The following is a 20741-nucleotide window of genomic DNA, read 5'->3' as shown; positions in this document are numbered from 1 at the left end:
CTTGGGTCGCCAACGGCGCATCGAAACAGTGCATCCGTTCCGGGGAAGTGTAGACGAAGCCCGGCGTTCCGGGGCCGCAAAGTTGGTAACGGATTGTACCTACCAACCGCCGCCCTTAGCCTTCCTGGTCCTGCCTTTCCACCCCTTTGACCGCTTGCCAGATGGCGTCCAGCGCTTCCAGCGACTCGTCGTCCATGTCACGCCCCTCGCGGGCGAGCACCCGCTCGATGGCTCGGAACCGGCTCTCGAACTTGTGATTGGTCCGTTTGAGCGCCTGTTCCGGATTGACCTTCATGAATCGTGCCAGGTTGACGCAGACGAACAGCAGGTCACCCAGCTCGTCCTCCACCGCGTCCCGATCCCCCTGGCCGGATTCGGCGGCCCGCCAAGCCTCCTTGAGCTCGTCGATTTCCTCGTGCAGCTTGTCGAAGACCGGGGCGATCCCAGGCCAATCGAAACCATGCCGTGCCGCCCGGCGCTGGAGCTTTTCCGCCCGAGCCATGGCCGGCAGCGCCCGCGCAATGCCATCCAGGCGGCTGACCGGCCGGTCGTCCGCCCCCTTTTCGGCGCGCTCCTCGGCCTTGATGCGCTCCCAGCTTTCCTTGATCCAGGCATCGTCCGGACGGTGCTCCGGATCCACCCGGCTGTCCAGGGTACCCTCCGGAAACACATGGGGATGCCGTCGCAGCAGCTTGCGCACCAGGTGATCGACAATCGCATCGAAGTCGAAGTGGCCATCTTCCCGCCCCAGCTGCGCATAGAAGATCACCTGGAACAGCAAATCCCCCAGCTCGTCCTTGAGATGCGGGAAGTCGCCGCGCTCGATGGCGTCCGCCACCTCGTAGGCTTCCTCGATGGTATGCGGCACGATCGTGTCGTAACTCTGCCGGGTGTCCCAGGGGCATCCGGTCTCGGGGTCGCGCAGCCGGGCCATCAGCGTCTTGAGATCTTCGATGGTGTAACTCATCCGCGCCGGCGCCTCACGTCGATGATGTTGGGCAGGTTGCGGATCTGAGCCAGCAGCCTCGCCAGTTGTTCCAGACTGGAGATTTCCACCGTCACGGTCATGGTGGCGGTGTTGTCGTCCTTGTTGGTCTGGGTGTTCAGGGCCAGCACGTTGCTGCGGGAGGCCGACAGCACTTGAGTGATGTCCCGCAGCAGGCCGGCGCGGTCGTAGGCCTCGATCTCAATGTCCACCGGATAGACCGCCGCCGGCTTGCCGCCCCAGCTCACCTCGATGATCCGGTTCGGCTCGAACTCCCTCAGGTTCAGGAACGTGAGGCAGTCCTGACGATGCACGGTGACGCCCCGGCCGACGGTGATGTAGCCGCCAATCGGGTCCCCCGGCAACGGCTTGCAGCACTTGGCGACCTGGGTCTTGAGCTTGCCCACCCCGAGGATCTGGATATCGGACTCGGTGTCGTAGGATTTCCGCTGCCCCGTCAGCTTCAGGTCCAGCTGCTCGGTGCGCGGCTCCAGCATCTGCTGGGCGACGTTGGCGACGTGGGTCGGGCGCAGGTCGCCCGCGCCGATGGCCGCGAACATGTCCTCGGCACTCTGGTAGTTCACCTTCCTGGCCAGCTGTTCCAGGCTGACGTCATACAGCGACAACCGTTTGAATTCGTCCTCCAGAATGGCCCGGCCATCGGCGATGTTACGCCCCCGGTCCTGCTGCTTGAACCAATGGGTCACCTTGGCCCGGGCCCGGGACGTCTGAATGTAGCCCAGGCTGGGGTTCAGCCAGTCCCGGCTCGGCGCCGGGTTGTTGGAAGTGAGGATGAAGACTTGGTCCCCGGTTTTGAGCGGATAGGTCAGCGGCACGATGCGGCTGTTCACCCGCGCCCCGCGGCAAGCGTGGCCAATCTCCGTGTGCACCCGGTAGGCGAAGTCCACTGGCGTGGCTCCCTGAGGCAGGTCCACCACATGGCCCTCCGGCGTGAACACATACACCCGGTCGGAGGCCACATCGGACTTCAGGTGGTCCGCCAGACCGGACAGGTCGCCCAGCTCCTCCTGCCACTCCAGCACCTGACGCAGCCAGTTGATCTTGGCGTCGTAGCCGGTGGACTTGTTGTTCCTGTCGGTGCCCTTGTACAGCCAGTGGGCACAGACCCCCAGCTCGGCTTCTTGATGCATCTTGTGGGTCCGGATCTGCACTTCCATGACCTTGCCCTCAGGGCCGATCACCGCCGTGTGCAGGGACTGGTAGCCGTTTTCCTTGGGGTTGGCGATATAGTCGTCGAATTCGTTGGGAATGTGCCGCCACAGGTTGTGGACAATACCCAGCGCGGCGTAGCAGTCCCGGACCTCCGGCACCAGAATCCGCACCGCCCGCACGTCGTAGACCTGGGAGAAGTCGATGCCCTTGCGGCGCATCTTGCGCCAGATGCTGTAGATGTGCTTCGCCCGCCCGGACAGCTCGCCCTCGATGCCGGCCGCCTTCAGCTCCTTCTGCAGGGTTTCGATGACCCGGCGAATGTAACCTTCCCGGTCCAGCCGTTTCTCATCCAGCAACTTGGCGATTTTCTTGTAGGCGGACTCGTGCAGGTAGCGGAACGACAGGTCTTCCAGCTCCCATTTGATGTGACCAATGCCCAGCCGGTGCGCCAGCGGCGCGTAGATGTCGAACACCTCCCGGGCCACCCGCATGCGTTTTTCTTCCGACGCGTACTTAACCGCACGAATGGCGCAGGTGCGTTCGGCGAGCTTGATCAGGGCGACCCGGACATCGTCGATCATGGTCACCAGCATCTTGCGCACGTTATCGAGCTGGCCCTCGCTCTGACCGAGGACATTGCCCTTGAGCGGATGATGGATCGAGGAAATGGCGGCCATCTGTAGGACGCCGCTGATCAGACCCGCCACCTCGTCACCGAATTCCGAGCGGATCTCTTCCAACGGCACCCGCTCTTCCCGGACCGCCCGGTACAGGACCGCTGCCACCAAGCTGGCCTGATCCAGATGCAGCTCGGCCAGCACCTGGGCCATCTCCAGGCCGATCTCGAAGCTGCTGGTCCCGGGCGCCCAGAGGCGATCCTCCCGGGATGCCTGCCGGTCGATCTCGGCGGCTTTCTCACAGGCACGCCGGAACTGATCCAGGTCCTCAAGGTGGGTTTGCGAGGCGATGTGGGCGACCCATTTTTCGAGGTCGACCTCGCCGTCACCGGTTACCGCGTAGTTTTCGCGAACTTTGACCATAACGCACTGCCATTCCCGCTTGTCATCGCCGCCCTCCATGGCGGCACCGAACCCATCAGTGATTCGCCCGTTCGAACAGGGCAATGGATTCCACATGGGTGGTGTGGGGGAACATGTCCATCACACCGGCACGCACCAGGCGATAGCCATTGCGTACCATGACGCCCGCGTCCCGGGCCAGGGTGGCCGGGTTACAGGACACATAGACGATCCGCCGGGCACCGAAGGCCGTCAGGTACCGACACACGTCCTCCGCACCGGACCGGGGCGGATCGATCAGAATCTTGTCGAACCCCTCCCGGGCCCAAGGCTCACGGGTAAAGTCGCCCTGCAGGTCGGCACCGTAGAAGGTGACATTGTCCAGACCATTGAGCCTGGCGTTCTCGCGGCCGCGCCGCACCATGGCTTCATCGCCCTCCACGCCCACCACCTGGCCGCCACGGCGTGCCAGCGGCAGGGTGAAGTTACCCAGACCGCAGAACAGGTCCAGCACCCGCTCACCAGGCTGCACGTCGAGCCAGTCCACGGCACGATTTATCATCGCCCGGTTGATGTCTGCATTGACCTGGGTAAAGTCCATGGGATGAAAACGCAGGGTCAGGTCGAACGCTTCCAGACGATAGTCCAGGCGCTCCTCCGAGGCATCCCCGGACGCCGGCCAGATCCGGTGCACCGTATCCGGCCCCTTCGGTTGCAGGTAGATATGCAAGTCGTGGGCCTGGCCAAAGTCGATCAACCGGTTCCGGTCGCGCTCGCTCAAGGCCTCCATGTTGCGGAATACCAGCGCTGCGGCGTCATCACCGCAGGCCACCTCCACTTGGGCAATCCGGTCGTAGGCGTCCAGCCCCTGCAACAACTCGCGCAAGGGGGTGATACGCTCACCAATGCGCGGATCCAGTACCACGCAACGGTCGATGTCCGTCAGAAAATTGTTCCGCTTTTCCCGGAAACCAACCAGCACCGACGCCCGGGCCCGGACGTAACGCACACCAAGGCGGGCCTTACGGCGGTAGCCGGTGGTGCGTTCCGAGCGCATCGGGGCTTCCCAGTGTTCCGGCTCGATGCCCCCAAAGTGGGCAAAATGCTCGCGCAGGGTGTCTTCCTTGAACCGGATCTGGGCATCGCCGCTCATGTGTTGGAGGCTGCAACCGCCGCACAGGTCGGCATACTCACAGGGAGGCGCCTGCCGCTCCGGCACCGGCTCCAGAACCTCCAGCGTGCGCAGTTCATCGAACTTGCGACGGCTGGACACCATTTTCGCCATCACGGTTTCCCCCGGCAGGGCACCGTCCACGAATTGCGTCTTGCCTTCCTGGCGCGCGATGCCCCGGCCGTCATGGCTGAGGGTTTCGATAGCACATCGGACCGGCTCCTGGGGCAGAACCTTCCGGCGTCTCTTGCTCATAGTGGGTTCTCTACTGCTGACGGATTCAGGCGCCGGGAAAGACGCCTGTGGACAGGTAACGGTCACCACGGTCACAGATAATGGCCACGATCACGGCGTTTTCAACCTGCTCAGACAATTTCAGGGCCGCGGCAATGGCGCCACCGGAGGAGACGCCGCAGAAGATACCTTCTCGGGCGGCCAACGCCCGCATGGTCTGTTCCGCCTCGTCCTGGCCGATGTCGAGCACCCGGTCGACCCGACGGGCGTCGTAGATCTTGGGCAGGTAGGCCTCCGGCCAACGACGGATACCGGGAATCGACGCGCCTTCCCTCGGCTGCAGGCCAATCACCTGAATCCCTGGATTGCGCTCCTTGAGGTACCGGGACACGCCCATGATGGTACCGGTGGTGCCCATGGCGCTGACAAAGTGAGTGATCCGGCCACCGGTCTGTTCCCAGATCTCCGGTCCGGTGGTCCGGTAGTGCGCGAGCGGGTTGTCGGGGTTGCTGAACTGGTCCAGCACCTTGCCCCGCCCGTCCGCCGCCATGGCCAGCGCTAGGTCGCGGGCCCCTTCCATGCCCTCCTGCTGGCTCACGGTAACGATCTCGGCACCATAGGCACGCATGGCGGCCCGCCGCTCCTCGCTCATGTTCTCGGGCATGATCAGCACCATCCGGTAGCCCTTGATGGCCGCTGCCATGGCCAGAGCGATGCCGGTGTTGCCACTGGTGGCCTCGATCAGTGTATCGCCGGGCTGAATCTCACCCCGGCGCTCAGCCTCCTGAATCATGCTCAGGGCCGGCCGGTCCTTGACCGAGCCGGCAGGGTTGTTGCCTTCGAGCTTGGCCAGGATGATATTACTGGTTTCGCCAGGCAGGCGTTGCAGCCGCACCAGGGGCGTGTGGCCAACATAATCTTCGATGGTGGGGAAAGTCATAATCCAACCCTGTGGTACACTTTTGGCTCCGAATAATACGCGTTATGGCCGCGTCATCCCAATACAGCTTGTCGCTATATCCATGACCACCGGCTATATCCGTCCGATTCGGAGGGGCTGGGACCGCCTCGGTGGGGACCGGCCGGACCGTCTATTCTGACAGGGAAGTGATGCCCGGCCCACGAGCCGGCGCGAACAAGATTCAGGACTACCGTATGCGACGTTGGGGTATTCGCAAGAAAGTTCTGGTGGTGACGCTTGTCCCCACCCTGCTGACGACGTTGATGCTGGGGTTGTTCTTCACCTACAGCTGGGTCAACAACATCGAGAGCCTGCTCCGGGACCGGGGAGAGTCGCTGTCACGCCAGCTCGCCGCCGGTGCCGAATACGGTCTGTTCACCGGCAACCGCAGCCTGCTCAGCAGCCTGTCCAACGCCTTTCTGGAGGAGCAGGACGTCCGCTCCATCACCTTCTATGACAGCGACGGCCGCCGCCTGCTGCACACCGGGCCCGGCAGCTCCGAGCGACTCGCCGCCGAACACCTGCCCGCCAGCGGCGCCACCCGGGTGGTCGACCTGGAAAGCACCCGTTTCGTGACCCCGGTACAGCTGCAAAACCTGATGATCGAGTCCATGCTCGATCTGGGTATCCGCCAGTCCACGTCCGAGCTGAGCAAGCCGCTGGGCTGGGTGTCGGTGGAAATGTCCCACGTGCGCACGGACAAGGAAACCTACAAGGCCATGCTGATTTCCCTGCTGCTCGTACTGGGCGGCGTGATTGTCAGCCTCGCCATCGCCCTGCGCCTGAGCCGCGCCTTCACCGATCCGATCTTCGAACTGAACGCGGCGGTCGCCAAGCTCAAGGAAGGCAAGCTGGATACCCGGGTCTATACCGGCGCCGGCCCGGAGTTCGAGCAGCTGGAATCGGGGCTCAACGCCATGGCCGAGGAACTCAGCCGGGCACAGGCGGAAATGCAGCAGAACATCGACCAGGCCACCGAGGACCTGCGGGAAACTCTTGAGACCATCGAGATCCAGAACATCGAGTTGGACTTCGCCCGCAAGGAGGCTCTGGAAGCGAGCCGTATCAAGTCCGAATTCCTGGCCAACATGTCCCACGAGATCCGGACGCCGCTGAACGGCATCATCGGTTTCACCGAGCTGCTGCTCAAGAGCCCTCTGCCGCGACCCCAGAGAGATCACCTCAACACCATCCGCAAATCCTCGGAGATCCTGCTGACCATCATCAACGACATCCTGGACTTTTCCAAGATCGAAGCCGGCAAGCTGATCCTCGATCGGGTGCCGTTCCACCTCAGAGACACCATCGAGGAAGTGATGGTCATGCTGGCGCCGGCGGCCCATGCCAAGAACCTGGATCTGGTGCCCCTGGTCTACCACGATGTACCGGACAACATCATGGGCGATCCCCTGCGGGTCAAGCAGATCATCACCAACCTGGTCAACAACGCCATCAAGTTCACACAAACCGGCGAGGTGGTGCTGCGCGCCAGCCTGGAAGAGGAAGACAAGGAACGCAACCGCGTCACCCTGCGTATCAGCATCACCGACTCCGGCGTCGGCCTCTCCCGGGCGCAGCAACAGTCCCTGTTCAATGCGTTCAGCCAGGCCGACGCCTCCACCGCCCGGCAGTATGGCGGCACCGGGCTCGGTCTGGCCATCTCCAAGCGCCTGGTGGAAGAAATGGGCGGCAAAATCGGGCTGGAAAGCGAACTGGGCAAGGGCTCTACCTTCTGGTTCACGCTGAATTCGGACCTGGCGGCCAGCGGTGATACCGTCAGTCCGAAGGATGCGCTGCAGGGTGAGCGGGTCCTCTATCTGGAGCACCAGAAAACCACCGGCCTGGCAGTCGAACACATGCTGAGGGACTGGGGCATGACGGTGGACCGGGTGGCCTCACCCGGCGCCATGCAGGAACAGATCGAGGAGGCCCAGAAAAACCAGGCGGGCTACGCCGTGGCCGTCATCGGCATCACCCGCCACCTGCTGAACTCCAGCCAGTACATCAACCTGGTCCGGACCCTGGAGATCGAGCGCGACTGTCGCACGCTGCTGCTGACCCCGACGCTGGAGACCCACGACAACGGCCTGACCCACCTCGCCAGCGGCCATCTCACCAAGCCGGTCTGCCGCGATGCCCTGTACGAGGAGCTGCTGCTCCTGGTGCATGGCATCCACACCCGCGAGCCGGTGATGGCGGAGTTTCCTGCGGTGCCCCCACCGCCCCGCCCCACCCCACAAGCCCCCCGGGTGCTGGCGGTGGACGACAACGAAGCCAACCTGAAACTGGTCCTGACCCTGCTGCGAGACTTCCAGATCGAGGCCGAAGGTGCCGCCAGCGGCTTCGAGGCCCTGAGCAAGGCCCGACAGCAGCCGTTTGATCTGGTGTTCATGGATCTGCAGATGCCGGGCATGGACGGCGTCGAGACCACCGCCCGCATCCGCGAGCTGGACGACAACCATCACCGCACCCCGATCATTGCCCTGACCGCCCACGCGCTGTCCGAGGAGCAGCACCAGCTGACCCAGCAGGGGTTCGACGGCTACATGGCGAAACCCATCAGCAGCCGCCAGCTGGCCGCGCTCATACGGGACTTCACCGGCTACGACTGCGGCGTCACCGGCGAGACCGTCGCCACCCCAGACATCCGGGATACCCGCCGCGCCACCCTGCGTCCGTCCAGCCGGAAGCTGCAGCAGGAATGCGTGAGCATCGAGGAAAGTATTCAGCTGGCTGCGGGTAAGGCCGACTTGGCGGAGGAGCTGTTCAGCATGCTACTGGAACAGCTGATCACGGACCGGGACAAACTGAGCCGGCTGTGGGCGGCCGGCAACACCGAGGCACTGATTGACTGCGTGCACAAGCTGCACGGCGCCACTCGCTACTGCGGGGTACCCGAACTGAGGACGGCGGCGAACCGCCTGGAAACCGGGCTGAAACGTACCGAGCCGGACCTGGAGGGATTGCTGGAACAGCTGCTGGCGGCCATCGACCGGCTGCTGGCCTGGAGTGAGCAGATGGACTGGCAGCAGCTGTTCCGGGAACATCGGGGCGAGGCGGAAACCGCGTCCTAGGCGCGTCCTCGGGCACGGTCGAGAATCGCCCGCATGTCGGCGACCGCCTGCTTGAGTCCGACAAACACCGCCCGGGCAATGATCGCGTGGCCGATGTTCAGCTCATGAATCCCGGGGATGGCCGCGACCCGCTCGGTGTTGTGATAGTGCAGACCGTGCCCGGCGTTGACCACCAATCCCTTCTTGCGGGCATAGGCCACTGCCTCCACCAGCGCCGAAAACGCCGCCTCCGTTTCCTCCGGCGTTCTGGCTTCGGCGTATTCACCGGTATGCAGTTCCACCACCGGGGCACCGCAGCGCACCGCCGCGTCGATCTGGACCGGATCCGGGTCGATGAACAGCGACACTTCCGCACCGATGCGGGACAGGCGCTCGCAGGCACTGGCCACGCGGTCTTCCTGGCCGTCGACATCCAGACCGCCCTCGGTGGTCAACTCCTCCCGCTTTTCCGGAACCAGGCAGACGCACTCGGGGCGCACCTGCTCGGCAAACGCCAGCATGGCCTCGGTCACTGCCATTTCCAGGTTCATCTTGGTTTGCAGTGTTTCCCGCAGCAGCAGGACGTCGCGGTCCTGGATGTGGCGGCGGTCTTCCCGGGGATGCAGGGTAATGCCGTCGGCACCGGCCTCCTCGGCGATCATGGCGGCCTGCACTGGATCCGGATAGCGGGTGCCCCGCGCCTGGCGCAGGGTTGCCACGTGATCGATGTTGACTCCAAGCAAAACTCTAGGGTTCATGGTGTTCTCCACGAAGCTGGGTGAATAGCCGGCGACTGTTCAGGGGACGCCCCTGGAGCAGGTAGTCCACCAGCGCCCGCATGACCTGTTTGGCCACCCGGCGGCATTCGGCGGAAACCAGATCGTCCTCCGCCAGGGCCAGCAAGGCCCGCCCCGGCAGGTGCCACAACCGGACGCCGGGGGCCGGCGTAGCCACGATGCCCTGTTCCGGGTCGTAGCCATAGGACCGGTCCGGTTCGACCGGAGCGCCGGTGTCGGTCGCCCGGTCCCAGGCGAAATCATAGCCAAGAGCGGCCGCGAAGCGCCTCTCGAAGCGGCGCAGGATGGGCTCGATGTCCACGGCCTCGGCCAGGTGTGCCACCGTGTCGATGTACGCGGCGAACAGATCCGGATGGGGATCCGCCACCGGCAGGATGCGCTGTAACAGCTCGTTCAGGTACAAGCCGCTGTACAGTGCAATCGGGCGTGACAGGGCCGGCCCGGAACGGACCTCCACCTGGGTCAGGGTTTTGAGATCGCCCCGGCCGGCCCAGTCCAGCAACAGCGGCAGGAACGGCTGCAACTGGGCCTTCAGCGGACTTCGGGCGCGAGTGGCACCACGGGCAATGACCGTCACGCGGCCGTGGTTGAGGGTGAACAGGTCGACCAGCAGGCTGTGTTCACGCCAGGGCCGGCGATGCAGCACATACGCGGGCTCCTGGTGTTCCGCGCCTTTCATGGCGGTCTCAGTGGCTGTCCATGCCCAGGCTTCTCAGCGCCCGCTCACTGTCGGCCCAGCCACGCTTGACCTTGACCCACAGGCGCAGCATGACCTTGCTGCCGAACAGGCGCTCCATGTCCAAGCGCGCCTCCTGACCGATTCGGCGCAGGCGGGCCCCCTTGTCGCCGATGATGATCTTCTTCTGGCCCTCCCGCTCCACCAGGATCAAGGCCGCGATGTGCAAGGTCTTACCCTCGTGCTTGAACTGCTCGATCTCCACCGCCACCGAGTAGGGAACCTCCGCCCCGAGCTGACGGGTGATCTTTTCCCGGACGATCTCCGAGGCCAAGAAGCGTTCGCTCCGGTCCGTGATCTGATCATCCGGATAAAAGTGCACGCTCTTGGGCAGAAAACGCCCAACCGCAGCCTCCAGCGGCGCCAGGTTGGTTTCCTTCAAGGCGGACAGCGGGATGATCTCGGCAAACTCCCGCTTTTTCGAGAGCATTTCGATATGGGGCAGCAGCTGTTCCCGATTGGCCAGCTTGTCCACCTTGTTAACGGCCAGGATGACCGGGCAACGGACCCTGGACAGCTTGTCCAGCACCAGCTCATCCGCCGGCGTCCAGGCCAGCTGGTCCACCACGAACACCACCACATCCACATCCACCAGGGCCGAGGACGCGGCCCGGTTCATGTAGCGGTTGAGGGCCCGGGGCTCCTCCTCGTGCATGCCCGGCGTGTCCACGTAGATGGCCTGCACCGGGCCGTCGGTCTTGATGCCGAGCACCTGGTGACGGGTGGTCTGGGGCTTGCGTGAGGTGATGCTGAGTTTCTGCCCCAGGATATGGTTCAGCAAGGTGGACTTGCCAACATTGGGGCGGCCGACAATGGCGACAAAGCCGCAACGACTGTCTGGGTCGTCGGGGCGCGTGATCTCGTTCATCAGGAATTCTCCACGCCGAGTTCTTTCAGGGCGTTGCGAGCGGCCTGCTGCTCCGCCACCCGGCGGCTGCTGCCGCTTCCGGTGGTGCGCCGATCCAGGGACGGCAGGGCGCAGGCGACGTGGAACGTCTGGTTGTGGGCCTCGCCCTCGACGGAAATAACGTCGTAGCGGGGCAATGGAAACTGCCGGGACTGCAGGTACTCCTGCAGCCGGGTTTTGGGGTCCTTCTGGGTGTCCTGGAGGTCCAGGTTGTTCAGTCGCTGCTCGAACCAGCGCAGCACCTGCGCCCGGCAAGTCAGGAAGTCGCTGTCCAGGTAGATGGCACCGATGATCGACTCCACCGCGTCTGCCAGGATGGAGTCGCGCCGGTAGCCACCGCTCTTGAGCTCACCGGACCCCAGACGCAGGTATTTACCCAGCTCGAACTCCCGGCCAATCTCCGCCAGGGTCGTGCCCTTGACCATCCGGGCCCGAAGCCGGCTGAGCTGCCCTTCCCGGGCCTTCTCGAAATGCAGGTACAGGTATTCGGCGATCACCATGTTGACGATGGAGTCACCAAGAAACTCCAGGCGCTCGTTGTTCTGATTGCCGTAGCTGCGGTGGGTCAGTGCAAGCAGCAGCCGCTCAGGCGAGCGGAACTGATAGCCGATGCGTCGTTGTAACTGGTCCAGATCCGGTTGCGAACTCACTTGCCCTTCAACTCGTACTCGTGCTGGAAGTGGATGACCGCATCCACGTTGCTGATGATGTTGTTTCGAACCTCGTAATCCACGTTGAGGTGGACGATGTCACCGTCTTTCTCAATCTGAATCTGCTTGAGGTCGAAGCCGCGGATGTTGTTCACGCTCAGGCGCTTGTTGATCAGGCTCAGGACCTGGGCCGGCCCCATGCCGGAGAGCCCCTCCGTGCCCTCGAGGCTTTCCAACGCCTCCTGGATGGTGAGGTCGTCAATGTAGACGGGCCCCAGTTTGATCACCAGCGTCAGCAGGCTGCCGAAGAACAGCACCATCACCAGCGTGGTGAGCACCGACGCGCCGCGCTGGCGCCCCATGGAGGAAAGCTTGTCCGTTTTCATTGTTACCGCGCTCCGAATCGCCCGAATTATTCGATACTGCCCACACGATCAAAGGATGGCAGGCTGCCCAACGACTTCCAGTGCATCCAGATGGCAAAGGCCTTGCCGACCACCATGTCCTCGGGGACCATGCCCCAGTATCGGCTGTCGTTGCTGTTGTCCCGATTGTCACCCATGACAAAGTAGTGCCCTTCCGGCACCACCCACTCGCCTTCACCGGAGGTGCCCGGACGGCCCAGGGTCAGGAAGATATCGTGTTCCACCTCGCCCAGGATCTCCCGGCGCAACTCCACCGGCGGCAGGCGGGCCACGAACTGGCTTTCGATCCGCTTGCCATTGATGAACAGCTGCTTGTCACGGTAGCGGATGTGATCCCCCGGCAACCCGATCACCCGCTTGATGTAGTTGGTCTCGCCATCCTCAGGGTAGCGGAAAACCATGACATCGCCACGCTGGGGCTCGCCCACGTCGACAATCTTGGTACCGAGCACCGGTAGCCGGAGACCGTAGGCGTACTTGTTCACCAAGATGAAGTCTCCCACTTCGAGTATCGGCAACATGGAGCCGGAGGGGATCTGAAACGGTTCCACCAGAAACGAGCGCAGGATCAGGACGATGGCGAGCACGGGAAAGAACGAGCGGCTCAGGTCGACCAGGTAGGGTTCTTTCGGCTCGGCCTGCTCGGACGGGAGACCATCGGTCCCGGTCGGCTGCCCGGCTCCCTGGGCCCTCGCGGCCGATAGCCGGCGCTCGCGCAGGAACAGGATATCCGCCAGCCAGATCAGTCCGGTTGCCAGGGTGAGGACCACCAATACCAGGGGAAAATCAATATCCATCCGGGGGCCTTCTGCTATTTGTCGACTTTCAATACGGCAAGAAATGCTTCCTGGGGCACCTCGACGTTACCGAGTTGCTTCATGCGTTTCTTACCTTCCTTCTGCTTCTGCAACAGTTTCTTCTTGCGGCTCACGTCGCCACCGTAGCACTTGGCGGTCACGTTCTTGCGCAGCGCCTTGACCGTCACCCTGGCCACCACCTGATTGCCGATAGCCGCCTGAATGGCAATATCGAACATCTGCCGGGGAATCAGCTCCTTCATCTTCTCGATCAGCTGCCGGCCCTTGTAGTGCGCCTGTTCCTTATGCACGATCAGCGCCAGGGCATCGACCCGGTCACCGTTGATCAGGACATCGAGCCGGACCAAGTTGGCGGTCTGGAAGCGCACGAAATGATAGTCCAGGGAGGCGAAACCACGACTGGCCGACTTGACCCGATCGAAGAAATCCATGACCACTTCCGCCATGGGCAGTTCGTAGGTGAGCTGCACCTGGGTGGACATGAAGTGCATGTTCTTCTGAATGCCCCGTTTCTCTTCACATAGGGCAATCACGTTGCCCAGATGTTCCTGGGGCACCAGGATGTTGGCCTCGACAATCGGCTCGCGCATCTCTTCGATGGAACCAATATCCGGAAGCCGCGAGGGGTTGTCCACCAACAGCGTCTCACCCTGGCGCGTCACCACCTCGTATACCACCGTCGGCGCCGTGGTGATGAGGTCCAGGTCGTACTCCCGCTCCAGACGCTCCTGGATGATCTCCATGTGCAGCATGCCCAGGAACCCGCAGCGGAAACCGAACCCCAAAGCATCCGAGTTCTCTGGCTCGAAGAACAGGGACGCGTCGTTGAGGGTGAGCTTTTCCAGGGCATCCCGAAAATCGTCGTAATCATCGGCACTGACCGGGAACAGACCGGCGTACACCTGCGGCTTGACCTTCTTGAAGCCCGGCAGCGCCGGCGTTTCCTCGGCAAACTTCTGGTGCACGATGGTGTCGCCCACCGGCGCGCCATGGATGTCCTTGATACCGGCCACCACGAAGCCGACATCGCCGGCTTCGAGGATGTCGGTGTCGGTGGGTTTCGGATTGAAGATGCCCACCTTGTCGGCAAGCCAGGCCTTGCCGGTGGACTTGATCACAATCCGGTCGCCCTTGCGCAGGGTTCCTTCCACCACTCGCACGAGCGACACCACCCCGAGATAGTTGTCGAACCAGGAGTCGATGATCAGGGCCTGCAGAGGCGCGCCACGATCGCCCTTGGGGGGCGGAATTTTGCGGATCAGGTCCTCCAGCACATCCTCCACGCCCAGGCCTGTCTTGGCGCTGCAACGTACCGCATCCTGCGCCTCGATGCCGATGATGTCCTCGATTTCCGCGGCGACCCGCTCCGGCTCCGCCTGCGGCAGGTCCATCTTGTTGAGGACCGGCACCACCTCGAGCCCTTGCTCGATCGCGGTGTAGCAGTTGGCCACGGACTGGGCTTCCACGCCCTGGCCGGCATCAACCACCAGCAGGGCCCCTTCGCAGGCGTACAGGGAGCGCGACACCTCGTAGGAAAAGTCCACGTGTCCCGGGGTATCGATGAAGTTCAGCTTGTAGGTTTCACCGTCCCGGGCCTTGTAGTTAAGCGTGACACTCTGGGCCTTGATGGTAATCCCGCGCTCCCGCTCCAGGTCCATGGAGTCGAGGACCTGTTCGGCCATTTCACGGTCGCTCAGGCCGCCGCAGATCTGGATAAAACGATCCGCCAGGGTGGACTTGCCGTGATCAATGTGGGCGATGATGGAAAAGTTACGGATTCGGCTCAGTTCGGTCACAGACAATGAACACTCGCAATGTGGACGAAGAATTGCGCCCGGAGAGGCCGGGCGACTGGCTGCCAGGGTCCGGGGACGGCGTGATTTTACCGGTTACCGCAGGTCATTGCCATGATCAGGAAATCAGCGGTTTCTCATACTGGCGGATCAGGAAGCCGATCAGGGCGTCCTCGTCGAGGGGATAGCTGAACAGATTACCCTGGCATTGGGCGCAGCCGGCCGATTTCAGGAAGCTCAGCTGTTGCAGGGTCTCCACGCCTTCGGCCACCACGGTCAGATGCAGCTTGCGGGCCAGCGCGATGACCGCCGAGGCCACGTCCGTGGCACTGACGTTGTAGGGGATGTCCCGGATGAAACGGTGGTCGATCTTGATCACGTCCAGGGGCAGCTGCTGCAGCGACACCAGCGAACAGGAACCGGCCCCAAAGTCGTCCAGAATCAGACACACCCCCAGATCATTCAGGGACACCAGCAGCTCCCTGAGCATGCGCGGATCTTCGTTGAGCAGCTCGACGGGCATCTCCAGCTCGAGGCAGTCCGGGGACACGCCGGTCTCGGTGATCACCTTGCGGATCATGTCCAGGAAACCGGGATCGGTCAGCTGCCGGACGGAAAAGTTGACGGCCATTTTCAGGGACTCGAAACCGGCCCGTTCCAGCGCCTGGATCTGAATACAGGCCTGGCGCAACGCCAGCTCGCCCAGCCGGACAATCAGCCCGGTCTCTTCCGCCAGCCCGATGAACTGCTGGGCCGACACCAGCCCCTTCTCCGGATGGTGCCAGCGCAGAAAGGCCTCAACACCGATCACCCGCTCCGTCGCCAGGTCGATCTTGGGCTGGTAGTGCAGTTCGAAGCGGTCGCCCTCCAGCGCCGTCGCCAGTTCCTCTTGCTGCAGCAGGCGCCGGGCCGCCTTGATGTTCATCGCCGGCGTGAAGAACTGGTAGGTGTTGCGACCCAATTCCTTGGCCCGGTACATGGCCAGGTCGGCGTACTTCATCAGCGTGCCTGGGTCCTCGCTGTCGTGTGGGATCATGGTAATGCCGATACTGACGGTGATGCCGACCTCGTGGTCATTCAGGCGCAGGCGCTGACACAGTCGGCGGAGGATGGTCTCCGCCACCTTGCCGGCGGCGTCGGGGCCGCTGATCCGAGACAGCAGGACCACGAACTCGTCACCACCGAGGCGGGCCACGGAGTCCTCCTCCCGCACACAGCCCACCAGCCACTGGGCCACCTGCACCAGCAGCTCATCACCGGCATCGTGCCCAAGCGTGTCATTGATGCGCTTGAAACCGTCGAGATCCAGAAACATCAGGGCGGCCGGCTCGGAGCTGCGGCGCGACCGCCGCACCACATGGCTCAGGCGGTCACGGAACAGCTGCCGGTTCGCCAGCCCGGTCAGCGGGTCGTAGAACGCCAGCCGATGCAACTCGGATTGGGCGGCCTTCAATTGGGTCAGATCCCGCAAGCTGAGCACCACGCCATTGACCCCAGGCACCTTGAGCATGGCGGTGTAGGTTCCTTCCATGTCCCGCCAACGGCCCGCGGCATCCCGGATCCGGGCCCGGATGATCGGCATCTGTTTGCCCGGGGACTTCATGGAATCCTCGAACCCTCGCTGCAGCTGGCCCCAGTCGTCGGCGTGCACGAGGCTCTCGAAATCAAGTTCGGCCACGGTATCCGGCTCGAACCCCAGAATATCGAGGCTGGAGGGGCTGGCATACAGGGGCTCCCCCTGCGGATTCATCACCAGGGTGACATTGGCGGCGCCCTCGGTGATGGCCCGGTAGCGTCCGGCAGAGATCTGGGCCATCAGCCGGGATCTCACCATCGCCAGCACGAACAGGAACAGCAGCAGGCTGATGAGCAGGCCGCTCCCTAGGACAATGGGGGGCCGGGGATCGGACGCCAGATAGTCGAACGCCGGCGTGGACCGGGTCTGGAGCAACCAGTTGCGCCCGCCCTGGGTCAGCGTCTGACTCATCTCGAAGCTGAACTCGTTGTCCAGGGACCCCAGGTTGGAGCTGTACATGACGTTGTCCCGGCTGACCACGCCATTGTCGTAAATGCGGACATCCAGGAACGGCGCGATCAGGCCGACAATGCCGTCCAGGAGGTTATTGGTGCGAAAGGCGCTGAACACGTATCCCGCCAGCATCATACGGCGCTCGGCGCGGATCTCGGGAATCTCGCCCCCCTGGTAGACCGGGTAGTACATCAGGAAACTGGCCTGGTCTTCCGCCAGTTCCTCCTGCACCAGTACCACCTTGGCGGTCACCGTGGGCACCGCCTCGTCCCGGGCCCGCTCCATGGCCTCCCGGTGGATCGGATCGCTGAAGGCATCGTAGCCGAGCGCACGACGGTTACGGTCGGTGCTGGGCTCCAGGTACACCATGGGGTAGTAGAAGGGCCCGGCCCCCAGCGGGGTCACCAGGTAGTCGTGGACGCCCTCGGCCCGCACCGAGGCAATGTGGTCCGCCATCTGGCGCACATCGACACGCTTGACGTAGCCGATACCCTGGATACCGGGGTAGTAACGGTTGATATCCAGCTTTTCCACGTATTCCCGCCACGCCTCCCGGGACACCTCGCCCGCCACCGCAAACAGGCCCGCGCTGCCGGCCAGGACCTGCTCATAATTGAGCAGACGTTCCTCGATGGCGGTTTTCAGTTGCAGGGATTGCGTGCGGAAACGTGCCTCGGTGCGATCCTCGACCAGGCGGATCGACAGCTGCCAAAGCCCCACCGTGGCGGCCACGGCCACGGCGAGCACCAGCCACGCGGCCCAGGCATGGCGCAGTTGCAGCAGTTTACGGAGGGGAAGATCCTTCTTATTCATCATCTAAGCAAGCCCAGTCCCTGGCCCGTCGGCCCGTCACAGTCCGCAGAGTATAGCAAAAGCCCCCGTGGCTGTCTTTTGCACAACCACGGGGGCTCGAGTTCCGCCGAGACCCGTCCCGGCGGCGTTAACCCGTGCTCAGGTCAGGGCTTGAGCACCAGATACAGGGCCCGACCCTGGCGGATGACCCGAACCGAGACCGCCCGACCCTCCGGCAGGGATGCGACCACCTGACGGAAGTCAGCCACGGAGCGGACCTGCTGGCGATTGATCTCAGTGATCACATCCCGGGGCCGAATACCGGCATCGAACGCCGGACCCCGGGCAATACCGGTCACCAGGACGCCACCCGGGATACCCAGGGAGTCGGCGGCTTCCGCGGGCAGGTCCTCCACCGACATGCCCAGTGGCGCGCTGGCGGAGCCGCTGTCACCGGACGGGCCCTGCGCCACCTCTGCGCCCTCGTCCGGCAACTGACCGATTTTCACATCGACATCCATTTCCCGGCCACCACGCAGGATGGTGAGGCGGGCCGTTTCTCCGGCCTGAGTGCGGCCCACCAGTGGCGGCAGGTCGGACGAAAAGCGGATTTCCTCGCCGTCGTATTCCAGCACGATGTCGCCGGAATGCAGCCCGGCTTCCTCCGCCGGAGAACCTTCCATCACTTCCGCAATCAGGGCGCCACGGGGTCGCTTCAGCCCGAACGACTCGGCCAGATCACGGTTGACCTCCTGAATCAGCACACCCAGCCAGCCGCGGGACACGGAGCCCTTGTCACGAATCTGCCGGAACACATTCATGGCATCATCGATGGGAATCGCGAAGGAGACCCCCATGAAACCGCCGGAGCGGGTATAGATCTGGGAATTGATGCCAACGACCTCGCCATCCATGTTGAACAGCGGCCCCCCCGAGTTACCGGGGTTGATGGCAACGTCGGTCTGAATGAAGGGCACGTAGTTTTCGCTTGGCAGGGAACGCCCGACGGCACTGACAACGCCCGCCGTAACGGTGTGATCAAAGCCGAAGGGGGAGCCGATGGCGAACACCCATTCCCCCACTTTCAGTTCCTTGGACTTGCCGATCTTGACCACCGGCAGCTTGTTGTCACCCTTGATTTTCAGCACGGCCACGTCGGAACGCGGGTCGGTCCCCACCAGGGTGGCCGGCAGTTCGCGCCGGTCGCTCAGACGCACCACGATTTCATCCGCACCCTCGACCACGTGGTTGTTGGTCAGGACGTAACCGTCCGAGGATACGATGAAACCGGAGCCAATCGAGTGTCGGGGCTGGACGGTGTCGGGATCTGCGAACGGAGACTGCGGACCGCGAAAGAAGTGCCGGAAAAACTCGGGCATCTGGTCCAGCTGGCGCTCGTCGAACGGCAGGCCATAGCCGGTGTTGCCGGCTTTAGGCTCGGTCGTGGTGCTGATGTTCACCACCGCCCCGGAATTCTCCTCCACCAGATCGGTGAAGTCGGGCAGGCTACGGGCGCTGACGGTCTGGCTCCAGAGAACCACCAGCATCACCGACAATACCAGCAGGGCGTGGAGCGCCCGATCCATCCGAAGTGCTGGTCGTGGTTGTACTGCAACTGCTCTGACTCTCGGCATGTCTCCCCCTCCACTCGGAAAATCCAAAAGTAGTGTTGAGGCCGCACGACCCGTTTTCAACTTACAAAACCGTAGGAATTATTGACAGGCGGCGGAAGCGGCACGTTGCACCCGCACCAGGCGAGGCTCGCAGGCGGAACCGAGTCGCCGCTGCCAAAGCGCCGCCAAGCCCAGGCCCGAGGCCAGACCGCCGGCACCGCCAATCATCGCGGGCAGGTCCCCGCTCGGGGCCAGCTGATGGCCGACCACGCTGCCCAGCACCAGGGTCAGCAGGGGCAAGGCGTACACCAGCAGCGACGCTCCCAGCAGGGCCTGTTCCGGAATACCAATGACCACCTCATCCCCCACCCGGGCGTCCACCGTGTTGGCCACCAGCACCTGATTCGCCCGACCGCCGGTCACGGTGGCCAGTGCCTTTTGGCCACAGCCGTGGCGGGCGGCGCAGCTTTGGCAAGCGCTGGCCCGGATCGTCTGCACCCACGCCTGGTCACCCTTCAGAGCAATCACTTTGCCGGTTTCGGTGATCATGGCCGCCGGTCTCCAAACACCTGGGCGGCGTCCACCCGAACCGATTCCGCCACCTTTCTGGCGGTCACCGGCGGCACCTCGCCCACCACCGTCACCAGAAACGGCTGCCCCGCCACATCCAGCTCGTGGGTAAACACCGTGGTGGCACCGATGCGAGAAACCCCCATCGGCATCTTCAGCCGGCCCAGCGGTTCCACGAACACCGAGAATGCCGCCAGCCCATCGGAGAACGCCACGGCCCGCAGCCGGCCGCTGCGGGGGGCGGCCGCCGGCATGAAGCCATCCGGGCGCCAGCCCAGCTCCCAGCCGTTCATGCGGCTGGCAGGGGTATGCGCCGGAACCGGCGCCGCACCCGGCAAGGTACGGGCAATCTCCCGGCCGGTGGTCTTAACCTGAAACTCATCGTCGGAAATATCATCGGTGATTTCGAGACTGGTGAACTGGAAGTGTTCCATCACCTTGCCGGACGCATCCTGGACACTGCTTTTGACCAGCAGGCCGGTACTCTGCTCCAGCCACAGCTTGTGGCTGTACCGGTGTGCGTCCCGAGCCTCCAGAACGATCTTGACGGTGTCATAGCCGGCCACCCGGTCTTCCCCCACCAGCTTGGCGCGATACCAGCGGTTGACCGGCATCAGCTGTCGGGTAAACGCTTCCGCGAACGGCCCGGATGGAATCACCTGATCCAGTCGTATCCGCCCCTGGTCGGGCAACACACAGACCACGTCGGCTCCGCGGCGAACGATCTCACCGCTGCCGCCATCCTGGAGCACCAATCGCTCCTCCACCATACCGTCGTGATAGCGATGGGCAATCCGCATGGAATGCACCTGATCTCCCCGGGCGTAAACAAACACGCCCCGGTAGGACGTCATGTTCAGAGCGGGCGCCAAACGCTCGAGCCACTGGTTGACCGGCGCCTCTTCGGCCAGGGCCGGCCGCAGCGGCATCCACGCGCCCAGCAGCACCAGAAGCAGCAGCCCCACCGGGTACCAAGGAACGCGTCGGATGGTCGTATCAAGCGTCACTCGGGGCT

The 20741-nt window shown here is 63.6% G+C and carries 16 protein-coding genes; 1 reads left to right on the top strand and 15 read right to left on the bottom strand.

From position 1 onward, the window contains the following. Positions 1–115: 115 nt before the first annotated feature. From mazG to cysM, 4 genes are read right to left on the bottom strand one after another with little or no spacing between them, the layout of a single operon-like run. Positions 116–967 (bottom strand): nucleoside triphosphate pyrophosphohydrolase, encoded by an 852-nt coding sequence (mazG, locus tag BTO32_RS14320; RefSeq protein WP_076725319.1) that lies wholly within the window; start codon positions 965–967, stop codon positions 116–118. Continuing rightward, positions 964–3198, bottom strand: coding sequence for a GTP diphosphokinase (gene relA, locus BTO32_RS14315; protein WP_076725318.1), 2235 nt, complete (start codon positions 3196–3198; stop codon positions 964–966). The genes mazG and relA overlap by 4 nt, the downstream gene beginning before the upstream one ends. A 55-nt stretch (positions 3199–3253) precedes the next feature. Then, on the bottom strand, positions 3254–4603 hold the full coding sequence (gene rlmD, locus BTO32_RS14310; RefSeq protein WP_076725317.1) for a 23S rRNA (uracil(1939)-C(5))-methyltransferase RlmD: 1350 nt from the start codon (positions 4601–4603) through the stop codon (positions 3254–3256). A 25-nt stretch (positions 4604–4628) separates the two neighbouring features. Continuing rightward, positions 4629–5522 (bottom strand): cysteine synthase CysM, encoded by an 894-nt coding sequence (cysM, locus tag BTO32_RS14305; RefSeq protein WP_076725316.1) that lies wholly within the window; start codon positions 5520–5522, stop codon positions 4629–4631. Positions 5523–5737: 215 nt separating this feature from the next. Here cysM and BTO32_RS14300 point away from each other — a divergent pair, with 215 nt between their 5' ends. Then, positions 5738–8617, top strand: coding sequence for an ATP-binding protein (locus tag BTO32_RS14300; protein ID WP_076725315.1), 2880 nt, complete (start codon positions 5738–5740; stop codon positions 8615–8617). On the opposite strand, the gene pdxJ is transcribed toward BTO32_RS14300, so the two are convergent. The 11 genes from pdxJ to BTO32_RS14245 form a co-directional block, all read right to left on the bottom strand. After that, complete coding sequence (pdxJ, locus tag BTO32_RS14295; RefSeq protein ID WP_076725314.1) at positions 8614–9354, bottom strand: pyridoxine 5'-phosphate synthase; 741 nt, start codon at positions 9352–9354, stop codon at positions 8614–8616. The genes BTO32_RS14300 and pdxJ overlap by 4 nt on opposite strands. Beyond that, on the bottom strand, positions 9344–10072 hold the full coding sequence (gene recO / locus BTO32_RS14290; protein ID WP_076725313.1) for a DNA repair protein RecO: 729 nt from the start codon (positions 10070–10072) through the stop codon (positions 9344–9346). Before recO ends, pdxJ begins: the two co-directional genes overlap by 11 nt. Before the next feature lie 7 nt (positions 10073–10079). Next, positions 10080–10997, bottom strand: coding sequence for a GTPase Era (gene era / locus BTO32_RS14285; RefSeq protein ID WP_076725312.1), 918 nt, complete (start codon positions 10995–10997; stop codon positions 10080–10082). Then, entirely contained in the window at positions 10997–11686 is a 690-nt protein-coding gene (gene rnc, locus BTO32_RS14280) for a ribonuclease III (RefSeq protein WP_076725311.1), read from the bottom strand. The genes era and rnc overlap by 1 nt, the downstream gene beginning before the upstream one ends. Then, positions 11683–12072 (bottom strand): DUF4845 domain-containing protein, encoded by a 390-nt coding sequence (locus BTO32_RS14275; RefSeq protein WP_076725310.1) that lies wholly within the window; start codon positions 12070–12072, stop codon positions 11683–11685. The genes rnc and BTO32_RS14275 overlap by 4 nt, the downstream gene beginning before the upstream one ends. A 26-nt stretch (positions 12073–12098) precedes the next feature. Continuing rightward, positions 12099–12908 carry a signal peptidase I gene (gene lepB / locus BTO32_RS14270; RefSeq protein WP_076725309.1) on the bottom strand — a complete coding sequence of 270 codons (810 nt, stop codon included), beginning with the start codon at positions 12906–12908 and terminating at the stop codon, positions 12099–12101. 14 nt (positions 12909–12922) lie between these two features. Then, complete coding sequence (gene lepA / locus BTO32_RS14265) at positions 12923–14725, bottom strand: translation elongation factor 4 (protein ID WP_076725308.1); 1803 nt, start codon at positions 14723–14725, stop codon at positions 12923–12925. A gap of 115 nt (positions 14726–14840) precedes the next feature. Continuing rightward, positions 14841–17567 (bottom strand): bifunctional diguanylate cyclase/phosphodiesterase, encoded by a 2727-nt coding sequence (locus BTO32_RS14260; RefSeq protein ID WP_076725307.1) that lies wholly within the window; start codon positions 17565–17567, stop codon positions 14841–14843. A gap of 140 nt (positions 17568–17707) precedes the next feature. Beyond that, positions 17708–19129, bottom strand: coding sequence for a DegQ family serine endoprotease (locus tag BTO32_RS14255; protein ID WP_076725306.1), 1422 nt, complete (start codon positions 19127–19129; stop codon positions 17708–17710). 126 nt (positions 19130–19255) lie between these two features. After that, the gene (locus tag BTO32_RS14250; RefSeq protein ID WP_076725305.1) at positions 19256–19705 is read right to left on the bottom strand and encodes a SoxR reducing system RseC family protein; all 450 of its coding nucleotides are present in this window, start codon (positions 19703–19705) and stop codon (positions 19256–19258) included. Further along, positions 19702–20733, bottom strand: a complete 1032-nt coding sequence (locus BTO32_RS14245) for a MucB/RseB C-terminal domain-containing protein (RefSeq protein ID WP_245820344.1) — start codon at positions 20731–20733, stop codon at positions 19702–19704. The genes BTO32_RS14250 and BTO32_RS14245 overlap by 4 nt, the downstream gene beginning before the upstream one ends. Between the last annotated feature and the right edge of the window lie 8 nt (positions 20734–20741).

It is taken from the genome of Marinobacter lutaoensis, assembly GCF_001981305.1.
Lineage (GTDB): Bacteria > Pseudomonadota > Gammaproteobacteria > Pseudomonadales > Oleiphilaceae > Marinobacter > Marinobacter lutaoensis.
This window is presented reverse-complemented; position numbering and strand designations above follow the sequence as displayed.